Origin of the sequence: Streptomyces sp. NPDC093801 (assembly GCF_040701585.1) — a bacterium.
Taxonomy (GTDB): domain Bacteria; phylum Actinomycetota; class Actinomycetes; order Streptomycetales; family Streptomycetaceae; genus Streptomyces.
This window is the reverse complement of record NZ_JBFBDP010000003.1, coordinates 52,842-70,187: the sequence shown is the minus strand read 5'-3', so window position 1 is coordinate 70,187 and position 17,346 is coordinate 52,842. Positions and strand designations below refer to the sequence as shown.

Here is a 17,346-nt window from a genome sequence, read left to right as displayed (position 1 = left end):
CGCGAGAGATCATGTGGCCGAAGGCCGCGACAGCCTCCGGAGTGTGGTGCGTCCACTAGGACGACATCGAGGAGGAGCGGGTTCACTCTTCCGTCGGAAAAATCCAGCCCTGCCATCAGAAAGTCGACTGACTGCTCATGGGTCTCACCAGTAATGCCGTTCTGGTCCTGGCCATCATCGCGGGTGTAGCGCTGTTCGCGGTGACGGTCTGGCTCTGGCCGAAGCTCTCGGGCCGCACCTGGCGGTCGGTCCTCGGCCGGGTCGGCCTCCTGCTCGCGACCCAGCTGGCGCTGTTCTCGGCAGTCGGTCTCGCCGCCAACAAGTCCTTCCTCTTCTACGGTTCCTGGGCCGACCTGTTCGGTCAGCAGACGGCCATCGGCAAGGTCGTCGACCACTCGATGAGCAGCAAGGACATCAAGGTCATCGACAAGCAGAAGCTGGACGTCCCCGGCGGCGGCCAGCCGCAGGTCGGCGGCCAGATACTGAAGGTGGCCATCACCGGGCAGAAGTCGAAGATAACGAGCCCCGGCTACGTCTGGCTCCCGCCGGAGTACTTCCAGCCGCAGCACAAGGACAAGAACTTCCCCGCCTCCATCGTCCTCACGGGTTACCCGGGTACCGCCGAGAACCTCATCAAAGGGCTGAACTACCCCATGACGGCCTTCAAGCAGGCCAAGCAGGGGAAGATGAAGCCGATGATCCTCGTCATGCTGCGCCCGACCATCGCGCCGCCGCGCGACACCGAGTGCGTGGACATACCGGGCGGCCCGCAGACGGAGACCTTCTTCGCGCAGGACCTGCCGCAGGCGATCCAGGGCACCTTCCGGGTCGGCAAGAAGCCGCAGAACATGGGCTTCATCGGCAACTCCACGGGCGGCTACTGCGCCCTGAAGATCGCCGCGCACCACCCGCAGGTCTTCGGCGCCGCTGCGGGCCTGTCCGCCTACTACAAGGCGGCCGACGACCCGACGACCGGTGACCTCTTCCACGGCGACGAGAAGCTGAAGAAGGCCGCGGACGTGCTGTGGAGCATGGAGAACAAGAAGCCGACCGGCACCTCCTTCCTCGTCACCACGAGCGAGAAGGGCGAGGACAACCTGAACGACACCAAGAAGTTCATCAAGCTGGTCAAGGGTCCGGACCGGGTCTCCTCGATCATCCTCGACAGCGGCGGCCACAACTTCAACACCTGGCGCCGCGAGATCCCGCCGATGCTGGTGTGGATGAGCAGCCGCATGCAGGCCTGAGGCGGGGCACGCGGTTCCGGCAGTCCGGCAGTGCGGCAGTCCAGCAGTCCAGCAGTACCGAGCCCCTCGTGCTCGCGCGTGGTCAGGGCCCGACTTCCGTCGGGCCCTTCGTCATGCCGCGGGCGGTTCGGCCCGGCGCAGGGCCCGGTGGACGCCCTCCGGGGTCAGGACGCCGACCAGCGCGCCCGACTGCGGATCCGTGACCCCGATCCGCCCCGCGTCCTCCTGGAGCAGGGCCGCCAGGGCCTCGCGCAGCGACGCCCCCAGCGCGACCGAGCCGGCCGGGGCCTCGCCCTCCCGCGCCGCGGTCAGGTCGGCCTCCCCGACCGGGGTGACCGCGAGGCGGCGCAGCCCCCGGTCGGCGCCGACGAAGGAGGCCACGCAGTCGGTCGCCGGGGCGCCGAGCACCGCCGCCGGAGGGGCGAACTGCTCGATGGTGCCCGCCCCGTAGACCGCGATCCGGTCGCCGAGCCGGACGGCCTCCTCCAGGTCGTGCGTGACCAGCAGGATCGTCTTGCGGACCGTCCTCTGCAGGGTGAGGAACTCGTTCTGGAGCCGCTCGCGGACCACCGGGTCCACCGCGCCGAACGGCTCGTCCATCAGCAGCACCGGCGGGTCGGCCGCGAGCGCGCGGGCGACCCCGACGCGCTGGCGCTGCCCGCCCGACAGCTGCTCGGGGTAGCGGTCCCCGTACACGGCCGGGTCCAGGCCCACGAGTTCGAGGAGCTCGGCCGCCCGCGCGCGGGCCTTCGCCTTCGGGGTGCCGATCAGCTGCGGCACGGTCGCCGTGTTCTCCAGCACGGTCTTGTGGGGGAACAGCCCGACCTGCTGGATGACGTACCCGATGCGGCGGCGCAGCTCGACCGGGTCGGCGGCGGAGACGTCCTCGCCGTCGAGCAGGATCCGGCCGGAGGTGGGCTCGATGAGCCGGTTGACCATCTTCATGGTGGTCGTCTTGCCGCAGCCGGACGGGCCCACCAGCGTGACCAGCTCGCCCTCCGCCACCTCGAACGTCAGGTCCTCGACGGCCGTCGTCCCATCGGGGTAGCGCTTGGTCACATGCTCGAATCGGATCACCGGGCCATCCTCCCCCACCGCTGCTCACGGATGGGCGAAGGCTTTGTGAGGGGAGTGTTGCACCTGTGCGAATGAATCCGGCCAGTGCGGGCACCCGGGGTTATGGTCGCACTGGCCGGGTCTTCGGGTACGCGTGTGCGAGGGAAGAAGGGGGTGGGCGGGGTGGCGGTACGGAACTGCCTGGTGGCGAACGACTGGATCTGCTGGGACTACGTCAGCTCCCGCGCCCCCGAACTCGCCGACGCCACCCTCGAACACGTCTGGATCACGGCCGTCTCGGTACTCATCGGCGTCGCCGTCGCCGTCCCCCTCGCGCTCCTGGCCCGCCGCGGGCGCCGCTGGGCGGCCCCCGTGCTCGGCCTGACCACGCTGCTCTACACGGTCCCCTCGCTCGCCATGTTCTCCCTGCTGCTGCCCTTCTTCGGGCTCTCGGCGGCGCTCGTGGTGACCGGGCTGGTGCTGTACTCGCTGACCATCCTGGTCCGCAACGTCCTGGCCGGCCTGGAGGCCGTCCCCGAGGAGGTGCGGGAGGCCGCGCGCGGCATGGGCTACGGCCCGGCGCGGCTGCTGTGGCAGGTCGAACTGCCCCTGGCGCTGCCCGCGCTGCTCGCCGGGGTGCGGATCGCGACCGTCTCCACGGTGGCGCTGACCACCGTCGGCTCCATCGTCGGCAAGGGCGGGCTGGGCAACCTGATCGCCCCGGCCGTGAACAGCTCCTTCAAGGCCCAGGTGCTCACCGCCTCCGTGCTGTGCGTCCTGCTCGCGCTCGCCGCCGACCTGCTGCTGCTGGGCCTCCAGCGGCTGCTGACCCCGTGGACCCGCGCCGGACGCCCCGCGCGGGCGGGGAAGGGGGGCTGAGGCGTGGGGGTCCTCGGAAAGGCCTGCGGCTGGCTGGCCGACGGCGCCAACTGGTCGGGGGAGAGCGGTGTCTGGCATCGCCTGGCCGAGCACCTGCTGGTCAGCGGGATCTCCCTGGGCGTCGCCTGCGCGGTGGCCCTGCCCGTGGGCCTGTGGCTCGGACACGTGGGCCGGGGCGGTGCGCTCGCCGTGAACGTCTCCAACGTGGGGCGGGCCGTGCCGGTGTTCGCGGTGCTGGCCCTGTTCATGGTCTCGCCGCTGCGCAGCGCCGGCTACCTGCCGACCGTGGCCGCGCTGGTGCTGTTCGCCGTACCGCCGCTGCTGACCAACGCGTACGTCGGCGTGCGGGAGGTGGACCGCGCGGTGGTCGAGGCGGCCCGGGGCATGGGCATGTCCGGCCGGCAGCTGTTCTGGCGGGTGGAACTGCCCCTCGCGCGCGGCCTGGTGATGACCGGGCTGCGCTCGGGCGCCGTCCAGGTCATCGCCACCGCCACGATCGCGGCGATGGTCGGCCAGGGCGGCCTGGGCCGGATCATCACCGCCGGCTTCAACACGTACGACACGCCGCAGGTGGTGGCGGGCGCCCTGCTGGTCGCGCTGCTGGCCCTGCTGGTGGAGGGCCTCCTGGTGGCGGCGGACCGGCTGCTGCTGCGCCGCGGCCGCCCGGCGCCGCGCTGAGCCCGTCCCCTTTCCGACGCTTTCCCCTGATCTCCAAGGAGCATGATGAGCAAGTCCACGCGCATCCTCGGCGCGACCCTGGGCGCGGTGGCCCTGACCGTTTCGCTGAGCGCCTGCGGGGGCGACAGCCTGGAGAAGGCCAAGGACGCGGGCTCGTCCTCCTCGTCCGGGGGCGGCGGAGCCAAGGGCAGGCTGGTGGTCGGCGCGGCCGGGTTCACCGAGTCCGACGTGCTGGCCGAGCTGTACGCGCGGATCCTGGCGGACGCGGGCTACGACACCTCCGTCACCAAGGTCAACAACCGCGAGCTGTACGAGCCTTCGCTGGAGAAGGGCGAGATCGACGTCGTCCCGGAGTACGCGGCCACCCTGGCGGAGTTCCTCAACGCCAAGGTGAACGGTCCGGACGCGCCGAAGGGGAAGCCGGTCGCGTCGAGCGACGCGGCGGCGACCGTCGCGGCGCTGGAGAAGCTGGCGGCGCCGCTCGGGCTGAAGGCGCTCCCGGCGGGCGCGGCCGTCGACCAGAACGCCTTCGCCGTGAGCAGGGAATTCGCGCAGAAGAACAACCTCAGGACCCTTTCCGATCTTGGAAAGTCGGGTCAGAAGGTGAAGATCGCGGCGGGTGACGAATGCGCCGTCCGCCCCTTCTGCGCCCCCGGGTTGGAGAAGACGTACGGAATCCAGGTTTCCGGTATCGACCCCAAGGGCGTCGGCACCCCGCAGGCCAAGCAGGCCGTCAAGGACGGGGTGGACCAGCTCGTGCTGACCACCACCACCGACGCCACCCTGGACGGCTTCGGTCTGGTCCTGCTGGAGGACGACAAGAAGCTCCAGAACGCCGACAACGTGCTGCCGGTCGTCAACGCCAAGGACGCCGGGGCGCCGGAGGTGGCGGCCGCGCTGGAGCGGCTCACCACGGTGCTCACGACCGCCGACCTCGTCGAACTGAACCGCAAGGTGGACGCGGAGCGGGCGAAGCCGGCGGACGTCGCGAAGGCCTACCTGGAAGCCAAGGGCCTTCTGAAGAAGTAGCGGTTACACGGTTGATGGCCAATTGCGGGGTAACCGCGCGGGAAGAGATTGCCGGGCGGGTACCCCACGCGAGGCCCACGCCCTGTAAATTTCAGGCCATGCCCCGTGGACGTCACCGCAATCCCGAGCCCCTGCACCGACTTCTCACGCCGACGGCCGTCGGCGGGGTTTCCGTCGCCAGTGCCGGCGCGGCCTGGCTCCTCGCGGAACCCCTCGCGCTGCGCCTGCTCGTGGCCCTCACGGCGGTCGCGGGCATCGGCGGCGCCGTCCTGATGCGCTCCTGGGACCGGGCGGCCGGCCGCCGGGTGGCGGAGCTGGCCCGCGAGCGGGTCAAGGACGAGTGGAAGACCGACGAGCGGATAGCCGAGCTGGAGTCCGACCTGGAGGAGGCCCGCGTCCTGCGCGCCAAGCTGGACGCCAAGCTCCGCGCCAAGCGGGTCGAGCTCGCGGGCCTGCGCGGGGAGCACGCCGCGCTGCTGCGCCGGTACGCCACCGCCGAGACCGAGCGGGCCAGCGCGCTGGAGAAGCGGCGGCTGCTGGCGCTGGAGAACGCGGGCACCCCGAAGGAGCTTCCGGCGGTGTCGGAGGAGCGCACCGGCAGCGGGGCGCCGACGGCGGTCGGGTACGCGCGGGCCAACGCGGCGATGACCGCGCTGCTGCGCAAGTCGCAGGCGCGGGCGGCCGCGGCCGCCGCCCCCAAGGAGCTGGCCCCCTCCGCCGACGCCCACACCCGTCCGGCCGCCCCCGCCCCCACCTCCGCCGCGGCCCTGACGCCGGCGGTCCCGGCGCGGCGTCCCGCGGCGCCGGTGGCCCCGTACGCGGCCCAGCGGCGCTCCGCCTCGCGCGTCGAGGGCGGCTTCGACTTCTTCGGCACCAAGAACACCGCGCAGGCGCGTGCCGCGATCGAGTCCGTGCAGAACGAGGACCTGGCGGACGTGGTCGGCGCGGAGGCGCTGGCCGCGCACAAGGCGGAGTCCGCCGAGGACGGCGCCGAAGCGGAGTTCAAGCCGGCGACGCCGGAGCAGCTGGCGGTGGGCCAGGTCATCGACCTGACGGCCCACGACGAGACCGAGCCGATCGACGTGGTCCGCCTCCGTACGGCCATCTCCTAGCGGCTACGGGCCCCGTCAGGCGGTGTAGGCCGCCACCAGGCGGGACAGGTGGCGCCCCGCCAGGAGGAGCGGGGTGCGGGACCGGGTCACCTGGGCCGTCATCTCGGCCCCCTCCAGCGTGGCGATGACGGTGACCGCGAGGTCCCGGGCCTCCGCCTCCCCGATGCCGGACGCCCGCAGCTTCGCCGCCACCAGCTCCTGCCAGTGCCCGAAGGACCGCGCGCACGCCTCCTGGAGCTCGGGCAGCCGTCCCACCGACTCCAGGGCCGTGGCCGTGACCGGGCAGCCGTCGCGCCAGTCCGAGGCCGCGAGGGCGTCCGCCAGCACCCCGGCCGCCGCCTCGATCGCCCGGGCCGCGTCCGGGTCCGAGTCCAGTGCCGCGCCGAGCACCGCGGCGAACTCCCCGTCGCCGTAGCCGATCGCGGCGACCGCGAGCTCCTGCTTGCCGCCCGGGAAGAAGTGGTAGAGCGAGCCCAGGGTGGCCTCCGCCTCGCGGACGAGCTGCTTGACCGGGGTGCTCTCGTACCCGCCGTGCTGCATGAGGCGGGAGGCGGTGCGGACCAGGCGCTCGCGCGTCCCCGGTTCCGCCTGCTTCCTCTTCGCCGCCGTCGCCACTGCTGCTTCCCCTGTCGCTGCCATGCGCGGAGTCTACCCCCGGAATTGGATAGAGCGCTCGTTCTAGTCCCGTGCTACGGTCGCCCCGAGCTCTGAATAGAGCGTTCGTTCTAGATCGATCTTCGTGGGGAGAACTCCGTCGTGAACCAGGTTTCGATCATCGGCCTCGGCCCCATGGGCCGGGCCATGGCCTCCGCCTACCTCGACGCCGGCTACACCGTCACCGTCTGGAACCGCAGCCCCGGCAAGGACGCCGAGCTGCTGGCCCGCGGGGCGCGGCGGGCCGCGAGCGCCGCCGAGGCCGTCGCCGCGAGCCGGCTGAGCATCATCAGCCTCATCGACGTCGACGCCGTGTACACCGCCCTCGGCGACGCCGGCCTCGACGGGCGCGTGCTCGCCAACCTGTCCTCGGACGTCCCGGAGAAGGCGCGGGCGGCCGCCGAGTGGGCGCGGGCGCGCGGCGCCTCGTACCTCACCGGCGGGGTCAACGTCCCGCCGACCGGCATCGGGCAGGAGGGCGCCTCGATCTTCGTCAGCGGCCCCCGGGAGGTGTACGAGGAGCAGCGCGCCGCGCTCGACGTGCTCGCCGCCACCGACTACCGCGGCGCCGACCCGGGCCACGCCCAGCTCTACTACCAGCTCAACATGATCATGTTCTGGACCGCGTACACCGGCTGGTACCAGGCGCTCGCCGTCGCCCGCGCCAACGGCCTGACGGCGGCCGACATCCTGCCGTACGCCGGGTACACCGCCGACAGCATGCGCGGCTTCTACGAGGGCTCCGCGCCGCTCGCCGACGCGGACGACCACGACGGCTCCCACGCCCGCCTCGCGATGTGCGCGGCGAGCCTGGAGCACGTGCTGCACACGGCCGCCGGCTCGGGCGTGGACACCGGGATCCTCGCCGCCCACGCCGAGCTCTACCGGCGCGGGGTCGACGCGGGCTTCGGGGCGGACGGCACCGCCCGGCTGCTCGGACTGCTGGGCGCGCCCGAGGCGACGGCCGCGGCCCTAGACGAGTGAGTCCGAAGTCTCGTCCGGGGGGTGTCCGGCCGGCCGGGGGAGAGGCCTCCGGGGCGGGCCGGGCGGTCGCCGTCGCGCGGGGTCAGAACAGGGGGAGCTGGCCCGGGTGGGGGCCCAGGACGAAGCCGTCCAGCGTCGGGGCGGAGGCGCCGAGCACCACGCGCGCCCGCGACCCGGGACAGGACACCAGGCCGGCGCGGCGCCCCGCCGGGGGGTCGTGGCGGGCGATCCGGCCGGCGGTCACGGCGCAGTCGCGGCCGCAGGACGGGCAGGCCCGTCGGGGGGAAGCGGACATGCCCCAAGTCTGCCCTGCCGCACCGACATCGACTCCGCCGGGCCGGCCCGCGCACCCCCGCCGCGACGGCCGCGGGGCGGGGCGCGGCCGCCCCCCGCCCCGCCTCAGCCGGCGGTCTCCGCCCGTGACGCGCGCCAGGCCTCGTGGGCCCGGGTCACCCGGGTCCACAGGGCGGTGCGGTCCTCGGCGGAGAGGTCGTCGAGGTCGCGGTCGAAGAGCCCCGCGACCGCCCCGTAGAACTCCACGGCGCTGGTGAGTTCCCGTACCGTGCGCGTGCCGTCCGGGGCGGTGTGGACCAGCATGCGGCCGTGCAGCCGGTCGATGCCGCGGACGCTGCGCCGCAGCATGACGAACGACTGCCGGAAGGGGGAGTCCTCGGCGGTGGACAGCCGCCGGTGCGCCGGCTCGAAGTCGGCCATCGCGGCCGGTGCCGAGCGGAAGTTCATGCGCGGCGTCGGCACGCCGTCCCGGTGCAGGCTCCAGCCCCCGCCCCCGCCCCCGTCCCAGGTCACCTCCGCCGGCTCCAGCCGGTACGTGAACCCCTGCACGTACACGCCCTCCCGCAGGGGCAGGGGTTCGTGCGGGCCGTCGCCCATGCCGACGTCGACGAAGTGCTCCCGCCCCCCGACCCGCACGGTCAGGGCGAGGTGGTCGCCGCCCGCGTCCCGGGACAGCGGGTCGCCGTGCATCCCGCCGAGGTGGCGCGTCACCTCGTACCCGAGCTCCTCCAGCAGCAGGGCGAAGGCCCCGTTGAGGTGGAAGCAGTAGCCGCCGCGCCCGGCGGCGATCCGCCGCACGGACAGCGCGGGGTCGATGCCCGGGGGCCGGCCCAGCTGGATCCCGGTGTTCTCGAACGGCACGCGCTCGACGTGGGCGCGGGCGAGGGCGTACAGCCCCTCCTCGGAGGGGGCGCCGGGGTCGGTGACGCCGAGCCTGCGGAGGTAGCCGGTGAGGTCGTCGCGGGTGGCAGTGGTCATGCGGGCGACCCTAGGGCGGTCCCGTCACCGCCCGGCGGGCGGCGCACTCCGACTGTCAGGTCGGCGGGCCGCCGCCGGGCCTACTTGTCGATGTCGCCGACGACGAAGAAGAGGGAGCCCAGGATCGACACCATGTCCGCGACCAACTGCCCCGGCAGCAGGACCGCCAGGGCCTGGATGTTGTTGAAGGAGGCGCTGCGCAGCTTCAGCCGGTACGGGGTCTTCTCGCCCTTGGAGACCAGGTAGTAGCCGTTGATGCCGAGCGGGTTCTCCGTCCAGGCGTACGTGCTCCCCTCGGGTGCCTTCAGCACCTTCGGCAGCCGCTGGTTGACCGGCCCCGGCGGCAGCTCCGCCATCCGGTCCAGGCAGGCCACGGCCAGGTCCAGCGCGTTGTGCGTCTGCTCCAGCAGCACCTCGAAGCGGGCCAGGCAGTCCCCCTCGGTGCGGGTGACCACCTTCAGGACGTCCTGGAGCTCCCCGTACGCCAGGTACGGCTCGTCGCGGCGCAGGTCGAAGTCGACGCCGGAGGCGCGGGCGATCGGACCGGAGACCCCGTACGCGTGCACCGCCTCCGCGGACAGGACGCCGACGCCGCGGGTGCGGCCGCGGAAGATCTCGTTGCCGTGGACGAGCTTGTCGTAGACGTCCATCCGGGTGCGCACGTCGGCGACGGCCGCCCGGGCGCGCCCGAGCCAGCCCGCCGGGAGGTCCTCCTTGAGGCCGCCGACCCGGTTGAACATGTAGTGCATGCGGCCGCCGGAGATCTCCTCCATGACCGCCTGGAGCTCCTCGCGCTCGCGGAACGCGTGGAAGATCGGGGTGATGCCGCCCAGCTCCAGGGGGTAGGACCCGAGGAACATCAGGTGGTTGAGGACCCGGTTCAGTTCGGCGAGCAGCGTGCGCATCCACACCGCGCGCTCGGGGACCTCCATGCCGAGCATCCGCTCGACCGCCATGACCACGCCGAGCTCGTTGGAGAAGGCCGACAGCCAGTCGTGGCGGTTGGCGAGCATGATGATCTGGCGGTAGTCACGGGCCTCGAACAGCTTCTCCGCGCCACGGTGCATGTAGCCGACCACCGGCTCGGCGCTGGCGATGCGCTCGCCGTCCAGGACGAGCCGCAGCCGCAGCACGCCGTGGGTGGAAGGGTGCTGCGGTCCGATGTTGAGCACCATGTCGGTGCTCTCCGCCGCGCCGCCGATGCCGACCGTGGTCTCCGTCATGGGCGCATTGTCGCAGTCCTAGGGTGGGGGCATGGAAACGGGGACGACGGGTGAGACGGACCGGCCCGCATGGGTCGGACTGCCGGGTGGGCTCCTGTCCCTCCGGCGGCTGCTGCTGGTGGTGTGGACGGTCCCCCTCGTGGTGGCGACGGCCCTCCCGCTGGGGCTGCTGGCCGGAGCGGGGTGGGCGGCGCTCGGCGGCACATGGCTGCTGCCGCTGCTCTGGGGGTGGGTGCTGGCCGGGCGGAACTGGCGCTCCTGGCGGTACGCGGAACGGGCGGACGACCTGCTGATCAGCCGGGGGGTGCTGTGGCGGGAGGAGACGGTGGTCCCGTACGGGCGGATGCAGCTGGTGGAGGTGACCTCGGGCCCGCTGGAGCGGCGCTTCGGGCTGGCGTCCGTCCAGCTGCACACGGCCGCGGCGGCCACCGACGCCAAGATCCCGGGCCTGGCCCCGGACGAGGCGGAACGCCTCCGCGACCGCCTGACCGAGCTCGGCGAGGCCCGATCGGCCGGCTTGTGACCGGCCCGACCGCGACCCCGGCCCCGATCCCACCGGGCGCCGAGCGGCGGCTGCACGTGCTGACGCCGCTGCGGCGCGCCTGGGTGCCGATCGCGGGCTGCGTCGGCCTGGTCGCCCAGCAGGGGGAGCGGGCCCAGGAGTGGGCCCTGGCCCTGCCCGTGTGGCTGCGCCTGCTCGTGCTCGCCGCACTGGTCCTCGTCTTCGGCACGTACGGCTTCCTCAGCTGGTGGTTCACCCACTACGCCGTCACCGACACCGAGCTGCGCATCCGCACCGGGCTGGTCTTCCGGCGCACCGCCCACATCCGCCTCGACCGCATCCAGGCCATCGACGTCACCCGCCCCCTGCTGGCCCGCGTGGCCGGGGTGGCCGCGCTGCGCATCGACGTCATCGGCACCGAGGACAAGGACGAGCTGGCCTTCCTCGGCGAAGGGGACGCCGTCGCGCTGCGCGCCGAGCTCCTGGCCCGGGCGGCCGGCTTCGCCCCGGCCGAGGCCACCGTGCTCGGCGAGGCACCCGAGCGGGAGCTGCTGCGGGTGCCGGTGCGCGACCTCGTGGTCTCCCTGCTGCTCAGCCTCGACGTGTGGGCCGCCGTCGCCGCGGGCGTCGGCGGTCCGCTGCTCGTGTGGGGGCTCAGCTCCAACCCCTGGGCGACCCTGGTCGCCCTGCTTCCGCTGCTGGGCGCGGGCTGGAAGGGCAGCGCGGCCCGCTTCCTCACCGGCTACGACTGGCGGGTCGCCGAGTCCCCCGACGGGCTGCGCCTGGACCACGGGCTGCTGGACCGGGCCCACGAGACCGTCCCGCCGGGGCGCGTGCAGACCGTGCGGATCGTCGAGCCGCTGCTGTGGCGGCGCCGCGGGTGGGTGCGGGTGGAGCTGGCCGTGGCGGGCTCGAAGAACGGGGTCCTGGTCCCGGTCGCCACCCGGGCCGCCGCCCACGCCCTGGTCGCCCGCGTCCTGCCCGGCGCGGACCCGGCGGCGCTGGCCTTCGTGCCGTCCCCGCGCAGGGGCGCGCGGTGGGTGGTCCCGGTGTGGTGGAAGGGGTACGGACTGGCCGTCTCGCCGGAGCTGTTCGCGGCCCGGCGCGGGCGCCTCTGCCGGCGCACGGAGATCGTTCCGCATGCGAAGGTGCAGAGCGTACGTCGCACGCAAGGCCCCTGGGAACGCGTCTGCGGGGTCGCTGACCTGCACGTGGACACCGGAGCCGACAACACCGTCACCGCCCGGCTGAGGGCGGCCGACGAGGCCACCGCACTGCTCTACGCCCAGGCGGCCCGCTCCCGAACCTCCCGGGCGACGGCCCGCCCCGACCGCTGGATGGCCTGAGTCCGCAGGGGCGTCGATTTCCGGACGGAGGTTCCGGCCGGCTGAAACCGTGTGTGTTCGCAACGTCGCCCCATCGACCCCGTGGTCACCTACTACCGGCTGGAGGCCGCCCGGCGGATCGGGAGGGCGGCGCAACCGGACGAGGCGGTTTCGCCGCCGTCAGGGCGCGTACCAGCGTCCGCCGGGGCGGACACCCTGCTCGGCGGTGGACTGGAGGCCGCCTGGCGCACCCTCACCGGAGCGGGCCCGGCCGGCCGGGGCACCGCCGAACCCGGCAACCTGCCCTGGGCCCCGCGCCGGTTCACCGACCTCGCGCGCGGCCGGATGCCCGAGCCCACCCTCGTCACCGCCGCCCGGCGCCCCCCGCCAGCGCTCACGCCCGTACAGCCGGGCCCGCGGCACCGGCCCGGACTGCACCACCCGCTGGGCGGCGGGACCGACCCCGCCGGATGGGACTCCCTCGCCACGCTGCCGGCCCGCCTGCGCACGGCCGTGCCACCGCTGCCGTAGGCCGGTCGGGGTAACTCTGCGATGAACACACTGATCTGACGGTCGCTCCGGGTAGGGCCGGACGCGAAGGACCCTCGATCCCGGTCCGCGCCCGCAACCGAAGGACAGCCCCGATGCACCTCTCCCGCACGGCCCGCCTCGCCGCCCCCGCCCTGGCGGCGCTCGCCCTCACCACGGTCCTCGCCGGACCGGCCTGTGCCGCCCCCGCGGTCGTCTCGCGCGACAACAACCAGGTGGTCTTCACCGCGCAGCCCGGGGAGACCAACACCGTCACCTTCAGCACCCCCGGGGGCTGGCTCCAGGTGACGGACAAGACCAGCAGGTTGGTCCCCGGCTCCGGCTGCTCCCGGTTCAACAACGACCCGCACATCATCCGCTGCGGACACGCGGCGGCCGTGACCCGCATCCAGGCCTCGCTGGGCGACCGGGACGACGTGGTCAGGAACGAGACGTCCGTCCCGAGCGACCTCGACGGCGGGCCGGGCGACGACATGCTCATCGGCGGCTCCGGCCCCGACCGGCTGATCGACCCCGACGGCTGGAACGCCGCACCCGGCTCCAACACCTTCGAGGGGCGCGGCGGCAACGACACGATCGTCAGCCGCAACGGCGGCTACGACCGGATCGACTGCGGCGAGACCCCCGCCGACCTGGACATCCTCCTGGCCGACGCGGCCACCCTCGACCAACTCGTCCCGAACACCTGCGAGTACGTCCGGCGCGGCTAGGCGCGCCGGACCGGACGGCTACAGCTGCGGGCCGCCCCCGGCCCGCACCAGGCCCGTCTCGTAGGCCAGCACCACCACCTGCACCCGGTCGCGCAGCCCCAGCTTCGTCAGGATGCGGCCCACGTGCGTCTTGACCGTCGCCTCCGACAGCACCAGCCGCCCCGCGATCTCCCCGTTCGACAGGCCCTGCGCCACCAGCAGCATGACCTCCCGCTCCCGCTCGGTCAGCCGCTCGATCTCCTTGTTCTCCGGCTCCTGCGCGGTCGTCGGCAGCATCGGCGCGAACCGGTCCAGCAGCCGGCGCGTCGTCGACGGGGCGACCACCGCGTCCCCGCTGTGCACCGACCGGATCGCCGCCAGCAGCTCCGCCGGCGGGACGTCCTTCAGCATGAAGCCGCTCGCGCCCGCCTTCAGCCCCGAGAACGCGTACTCGTCCAGGTCGAAGGTGGTCAGGATGATGACCTTCGGGTGCTCCTTGGGCTCACAGATCCGCCGCGTCGCCTCCACCCCGTCCAGCCGGGGCATGCGCACGTCCATCAGCACCACGTCCACCTTCGTGGCCCGCAGCACCTCCAGCGCCTCCAGGCCGTCCCCGGCCTCCGCGACGACCTCCATGTCCGGCTGGGCGGCGAGCACCATCCGGAAGCCCGTGCGCAGCAGTACCTGATCGTCGACCAGCATCACTCGGATGGACATCAATTGCCTTTCTTGAGCGGGAGCAGGGCGCTGATCCGGAAGCCGCCGCCGGGCCGCGGGCCCGCGTCCAGGGTGCCTCCGACCATACCGATGCGTTCCCGCATGCCGATCAGACCGTGCCCGGCGCCGTCTGCGCCGCCGTCCTCGTACAACTCGTGCGCGGCGCCCCGCCCGTCGTCCTCGACCAGCAGGCCCAGCCCGTCGTCGAAGTAGACCAGCCGTACGCTCGCCTTCGCGTCCGGGCCGCCGTGCTTGCGCGTGTTCGTCAGCGCCTCCTGCACGATCCGGTACGCGGTCAGCTCCACCCCGCTGGGCAGCTTGCGGGGGGCGCCCTCCACCTCGAAGTCCACCGTCAGCCCGGCCGCCCGGACCTGTTCGACCAGCACCTCGATCTGCTCGACGTCCGGCTGCGGCACGTAGTCCTCGGACTCCTGCGGCTCGCCCGTGCGCAGCACGCCCAGCAGCCGGCGCATCTCGGCGAGCGCCTGCCGGCCCGTCCCGGAGATGGTCTGGAGGGCCTCCTTGGCCTGCTCGGGCGCCACGTCCATGACGTAGGCGGCGCCGTCGGCCTGGACCACCATCACCGACACGTTGTGCGCGACGACGTCGTGCAGTTCGCGGGCGATCCGGGCCCGCTCGGCGGCCACCGCCACCTTCGCCTGCGCCTCCCGCTCCTTCTCCAGCCGCTGGTTGCGCTCCACGAGCTGGGCGTAATAGGCGCGGCGGGTGCGCAGCGAGTCGCCCATCACCCAGGCCAGGGCGAAGGGCACCATCACGAAGACGACGAACAGGGCCTCCTGCGGGGCGCTGCCGGTCTTGTCGACGCCGAACCGCAGGAAGTACAGCGGGGGCGCCAGCAGTCCGGAGACCAGCGCGATGCGCGAGACCCGGCGCGGGACGTCGCCGGAGGCGGCCACGGTGTAGAGGATCACCAGCATCGCGAGGTCGCAGAACTGCGTCGGCGACCCGATGGCCAGCTGGTAGAGGCCCGCGCCCACCGTCACCCAGAACATCTGCTGCGTCCACTTGCGGCGCAGCGCGATGACGGCGCTCAGCGCGGCCACCACGGGCACCGTGGCCAGCCGCAGCGCCGTGCTCGCCCCGCCGCCCAGGTCGGCGACGTTCAGCATCGAGATCCCGAAGAAGAGGACAGCCCAGAAGCTGTCGACGCCCGTCGGGTGTCTGCGGATGAAGTCGTAGAGGCGTTGCACGTAACCCAGCGTAGGGAAAGGGGATAGGTGCTGGAGTCAACCACAGGTGCGATCCCTGTGACGGGGGAGTACTCCCCAAGGTGGAGGGTGACCTTAACCTGGGCGGGATGAACGCTCAGGGTGGTGTCGGGGAGCAGGTCGGGGGCCCGGTCGGGGAGCCGGTCCGGTGGCGGGCGGCCATGGAGGCCGCGCTGTACGGGCCCGGCGGCTTCTACGTGCGCCCGGGCGGCCCGGGGCCCGCCGGGCACTTCCGGACCTCCGTGCACGCCTCGCCCCTGTACGCGGGGGCCGTGGCCCGGCTGCTGGCCTCGGTGGACGCGGAGCTCGGGCATCCGGAGCGGCTCGACCTGGTGGACGTGGGGGCCGGGCGGGGCGAGCTGCTGGCCGGGGTCCTCGCCGCCCTGCCGGAGGCGACGGCGGCGCGGGTGGTCCCGTACGCCGTCGAGCGCGCGGCCGCCCCCGAGGGGCTGGACCCGCGGATCCGCTGGGTGGACGCGCCGCCCGCGGGGACGACGGGCCTGCTGTTCGCGAACGAGTGGCTGGACAACGTACCGCTGGAGATCGCCGAGGACGGACGCTACGTCCTGGTCGCCCCCGACGGCACGGAGACGCCCGGAGGCCCCCTGGAGGCCGCCGACCGGGCCTGGCTGGAGCGGTGGTGGCCCGGCGGGGAGCGGGAGGGCCGGGCGGAGATCGGCCGGGCCCGCGACGAGGCCTGGGCGGCGGCCGTCGCCACCCTGGAGCGGGGCCTGGCGGTGGCCGTGGACTACGCCCACGCGCGCGGCACCCGCCCCCCGTACGGCACGCTCACCGGCTTCCGCGGGGGCCGCGAGGTCGCGCCCGTCCCGGACGGGGGCCGGGACGTCACCGCGCACGTCGCCCTCGACTCCTGCGCGGGCCCCGGCGCGGTCCTGCTCACCCAGCGGGAGGCGCTGACCGCCCTCGGCGTCTCGGGCGGCCGGCCCCCGCTGGCCCTGGCCTCCACCGACCCGGCGGCCTACGTGCGGGCCCTGGAGTCGGCGGGCGAGGCGGCGGAGCTCACCGCGCGCGGCGGGCTGGGCGACTTCGGCTGGCTGCTCCAGCCGGTCGGCATCACCGGCGGGAGCCTGCCGCCCACGGCCTAGAGGCGCTTCACGCTGCGCAGGGTCGTGGCGTAGTAGCCGTTGCCGTCGAGGCGCGAGGTGCCGCCCTTGTCGCCGATGGTGGGGCCGTTGGCCTCCTCCCGGCTGGAGATGAAGATCTGGTGGCCGTCGGTGTCGGTGCCCAGGTAGATGCCCGTGTGGTCCAGGCGGTCCTTCGTGCGGGCGTCGAGCTTGAAGAACAGCAGGTCGCCCGGCTGGATCACGTCGATCGACGCGGGCCGGAACTCCGCCCCCACCCCCTTGAGCGGGATGACGTCCGCGCCCAGCGCGGAGCGGGCGATGCCGTTCGCGGTGCGCGGCAGGCCGGGGCCGGGGGTGTCGTCGGGCATCAGCGGGTAGCGGGCCCGGTAGCCGAAGACCGTGCGGACGAAGCCCGAGCAGTCCATCGACCGGTAGCGGGCGGTCTGCGGCGTCTTCCGCACGCCGTTGCGGAAGGTGTAGGGGGTGCCGAGGTAGTCGAAGAAGTCCGACTGCTCCAGCCGCAGGTCGTTGCCCTCGGAGCCGTTGGGGTTGAGCGGGCCGAAGGAGGCGTCGCCCGCGTAGGAGACGCCCTGCGCGTCCTTCTTCACCGGGGCCTGGTCGCCGTACTGGAAGGCGACCGCGAAGATGTCGTCCTCCTGGCTCCCGAAGTACTTCTTGAACCACTCCTTGAACCACGGAGCGCTCTCGGCGCCCTGCTTCCACGGCTCGGGCATCAGCCGCACCCAGTTCTCGGTGACGACCCGGGTGGTGGTGTTGGCGGGCTCGGTGAAGGTGCGGCTCGGGCCGGTGAGGGTGGCCGTGCGGGCGCCGTCGGTGAAGGTGGCCAGGACCTGCCCGGTGGCGTCGCGCAGCAGCGACCGGTTGGGGCTCTGGACGCGCTCCCACTTCTGGCCGCCGGCGTCGCCGCCCTTGAGGGCCGCGGTGATGTTCTTGTCCTGCACCATCTGCACGGAGGGTGCCTTGGCCTGCTCCTGCGCGCGCAGCGCGTAGGTGAAGTAGGCGCTGCCGGCCAGCAGTGCGAGCACGGTGACCGTGTGCAGCACCGGGCGGGTGCGGCGGCGGCTCTTCGGCTTGGCGGTCATGGGGGGCTCCGGG

19 protein-coding genes are annotated in these 17,346 nt (G+C 73.4%); 11 read left to right on the top strand and 8 right to left on the bottom strand.

Annotated features, from left to right (window positions below; all coding sequences use genetic code 11):
- Positions 1-137 precede the first annotated feature (137 nt).
- Positions 138-1,247, top strand: a complete 1,110-nt coding sequence (locus tag AB0469_RS03805) for an alpha/beta hydrolase-fold protein (protein ID WP_366449697.1) — start codon at positions 138-140, stop codon at positions 1,245-1,247.
- Between the two features lie 111 nt (positions 1,248-1,358).
- On the opposite strand, the gene AB0469_RS03800 is transcribed toward AB0469_RS03805, so the two are convergent.
- Positions 1,359-2,324 carry an ATP-binding cassette domain-containing protein gene (locus tag AB0469_RS03800; protein WP_366449696.1) on the bottom strand — a complete coding sequence of 322 codons (966 nt, stop codon included), beginning with the start codon at positions 2,322-2,324 and terminating at the stop codon, positions 1,359-1,361.
- A gap of 162 nt (positions 2,325-2,486) precedes the next feature.
- On the opposite strand from AB0469_RS03800, the gene AB0469_RS03795 reads away from it, so the two are divergent.
- The 4 genes from AB0469_RS03795 (at position 2,487) to AB0469_RS03780 (ending at position 6,001) form a co-directional block, all read left to right on the top strand.
- A complete protein-coding gene (locus AB0469_RS03795; RefSeq protein WP_366449941.1) occupies positions 2,487-3,182 on the top strand; it encodes an ABC transporter permease in 696 nt (231 codons plus the stop codon).
- 3 nt (positions 3,183-3,185) lie between these two features.
- Entirely contained in the window at positions 3,186-3,860 is a 675-nt protein-coding gene (locus AB0469_RS03790; RefSeq protein ID WP_366449694.1) for an ABC transporter permease, read from the top strand.
- A gap of 45 nt (positions 3,861-3,905) precedes the next feature.
- Positions 3,906-4,889, top strand: a complete 984-nt coding sequence (locus tag AB0469_RS03785) for an ABC transporter substrate-binding protein (protein WP_366449693.1) — start codon at positions 3,906-3,908, stop codon at positions 4,887-4,889.
- 98 nt (positions 4,890-4,987) lie between these two features.
- Positions 4,988-6,001: a hypothetical protein gene (locus AB0469_RS03780; protein WP_366449692.1), complete on the top strand. Its 1,014-nt coding sequence runs from the start codon at positions 4,988-4,990 to the stop codon at positions 5,999-6,001.
- A gap of 15 nt (positions 6,002-6,016) precedes the next feature.
- Here AB0469_RS03780 and AB0469_RS03775 read toward each other — a convergent pair whose 3' ends face one another.
- A complete protein-coding gene (locus AB0469_RS03775) occupies positions 6,017-6,640 on the bottom strand; it encodes a TetR/AcrR family transcriptional regulator (protein WP_366449691.1) in 624 nt (207 codons plus the stop codon).
- A 117-nt stretch (positions 6,641-6,757) separates the two neighbouring features.
- Here AB0469_RS03775 and AB0469_RS03770 point away from each other — a divergent pair, with 117 nt between their 5' ends.
- Positions 6,758-7,639 carry an NAD(P)-binding domain-containing protein gene (locus AB0469_RS03770; RefSeq protein WP_366449690.1) on the top strand — a complete coding sequence of 294 codons (882 nt, stop codon included), beginning with the start codon at positions 6,758-6,760 and terminating at the stop codon, positions 7,637-7,639.
- An 82-nt stretch (positions 7,640-7,721) separates the two neighbouring features.
- On the opposite strand, the gene AB0469_RS03765 is transcribed toward AB0469_RS03770, so the two are convergent.
- The 3 genes from AB0469_RS03765 to AB0469_RS03755 form a co-directional block, all read right to left on the bottom strand.
- Complete coding sequence (locus AB0469_RS03765; RefSeq protein ID WP_366449689.1) at positions 7,722-7,934, bottom strand: hypothetical protein; 213 nt, start codon at positions 7,932-7,934, stop codon at positions 7,722-7,724.
- Between the two features lie 104 nt (positions 7,935-8,038).
- Complete coding sequence (locus tag AB0469_RS03760) at positions 8,039-8,911, bottom strand: arylamine N-acetyltransferase (protein ID WP_366449688.1); 873 nt, start codon at positions 8,909-8,911, stop codon at positions 8,039-8,041.
- Between the two features lie 80 nt (positions 8,912-8,991).
- Positions 8,992-10,134 carry an NADH-quinone oxidoreductase subunit D gene (locus AB0469_RS03755; RefSeq protein ID WP_042816650.1) on the bottom strand — a complete coding sequence of 381 codons (1,143 nt, stop codon included), beginning with the start codon at positions 10,132-10,134 and terminating at the stop codon, positions 8,992-8,994.
- A gap of 31 nt (positions 10,135-10,165) precedes the next feature.
- On the opposite strand from AB0469_RS03755, the gene AB0469_RS03750 reads away from it, so the two are divergent.
- The 4 genes from AB0469_RS03750 (at position 10,166) to AB0469_RS03735 (ending at position 13,220) form a co-directional block, all read left to right on the top strand.
- Positions 10,166-10,657 carry a PH domain-containing protein gene (locus tag AB0469_RS03750; RefSeq protein WP_366449687.1) on the top strand — a complete coding sequence of 164 codons (492 nt, stop codon included), beginning with the start codon at positions 10,166-10,168 and terminating at the stop codon, positions 10,655-10,657.
- Complete coding sequence (locus tag AB0469_RS03745; RefSeq protein WP_366449686.1) at positions 10,654-11,982, top strand: PH domain-containing protein; 1,329 nt, start codon at positions 10,654-10,656, stop codon at positions 11,980-11,982. The genes AB0469_RS03750 and AB0469_RS03745 overlap by 4 nt, the downstream gene beginning before the upstream one ends.
- Before the next feature lie 51 nt (positions 11,983-12,033).
- The gene (locus tag AB0469_RS03740; protein WP_366449685.1) at positions 12,034-12,492 is read left to right on the top strand and encodes a DUF6177 family protein; all 459 of its coding nucleotides are present in this window, start codon (positions 12,034-12,036) and stop codon (positions 12,490-12,492) included.
- A 113-nt stretch (positions 12,493-12,605) separates the two neighbouring features.
- Entirely contained in the window at positions 12,606-13,220 is a 615-nt protein-coding gene (locus tag AB0469_RS03735) for a hypothetical protein (protein ID WP_366449684.1), read from the top strand.
- 18 nt (positions 13,221-13,238) lie between these two features.
- On the opposite strand, the gene AB0469_RS03730 is transcribed toward AB0469_RS03735, so the two are convergent.
- Both AB0469_RS03730 and AB0469_RS03725 read right to left on the bottom strand, forming a co-directional pair.
- Positions 13,239-13,916 (bottom strand): response regulator transcription factor, encoded by a 678-nt coding sequence (locus AB0469_RS03730; RefSeq protein WP_042813661.1) that lies wholly within the window; start codon positions 13,914-13,916, stop codon positions 13,239-13,241.
- Positions 13,916-15,127 carry a sensor histidine kinase gene (locus AB0469_RS03725; protein ID WP_366449683.1) on the bottom strand — a complete coding sequence of 404 codons (1,212 nt, stop codon included), beginning with the start codon at positions 15,125-15,127 and terminating at the stop codon, positions 13,916-13,918. The genes AB0469_RS03730 and AB0469_RS03725 overlap by 1 nt, the downstream gene beginning before the upstream one ends.
- Before the next feature lie 107 nt (positions 15,128-15,234).
- Between AB0469_RS03725 and AB0469_RS03720 the strand changes: the two genes are divergently transcribed.
- On the top strand, positions 15,235-16,251 hold the full coding sequence (locus AB0469_RS03720; protein ID WP_366449682.1) for an SAM-dependent methyltransferase: 1,017 nt from the start codon (positions 15,235-15,237) through the stop codon (positions 16,249-16,251).
- Here the strand turns inward: AB0469_RS03720 and AB0469_RS03715 are convergent.
- On the bottom strand, positions 16,248-17,333 hold the full coding sequence (locus tag AB0469_RS03715; RefSeq protein WP_366449681.1) for an NlpC/P60 family protein: 1,086 nt from the start codon (positions 17,331-17,333) through the stop codon (positions 16,248-16,250). The genes AB0469_RS03720 and AB0469_RS03715 overlap by 4 nt on opposite strands.
- Positions 17,334-17,346: the final 13 nt, after the last annotated feature.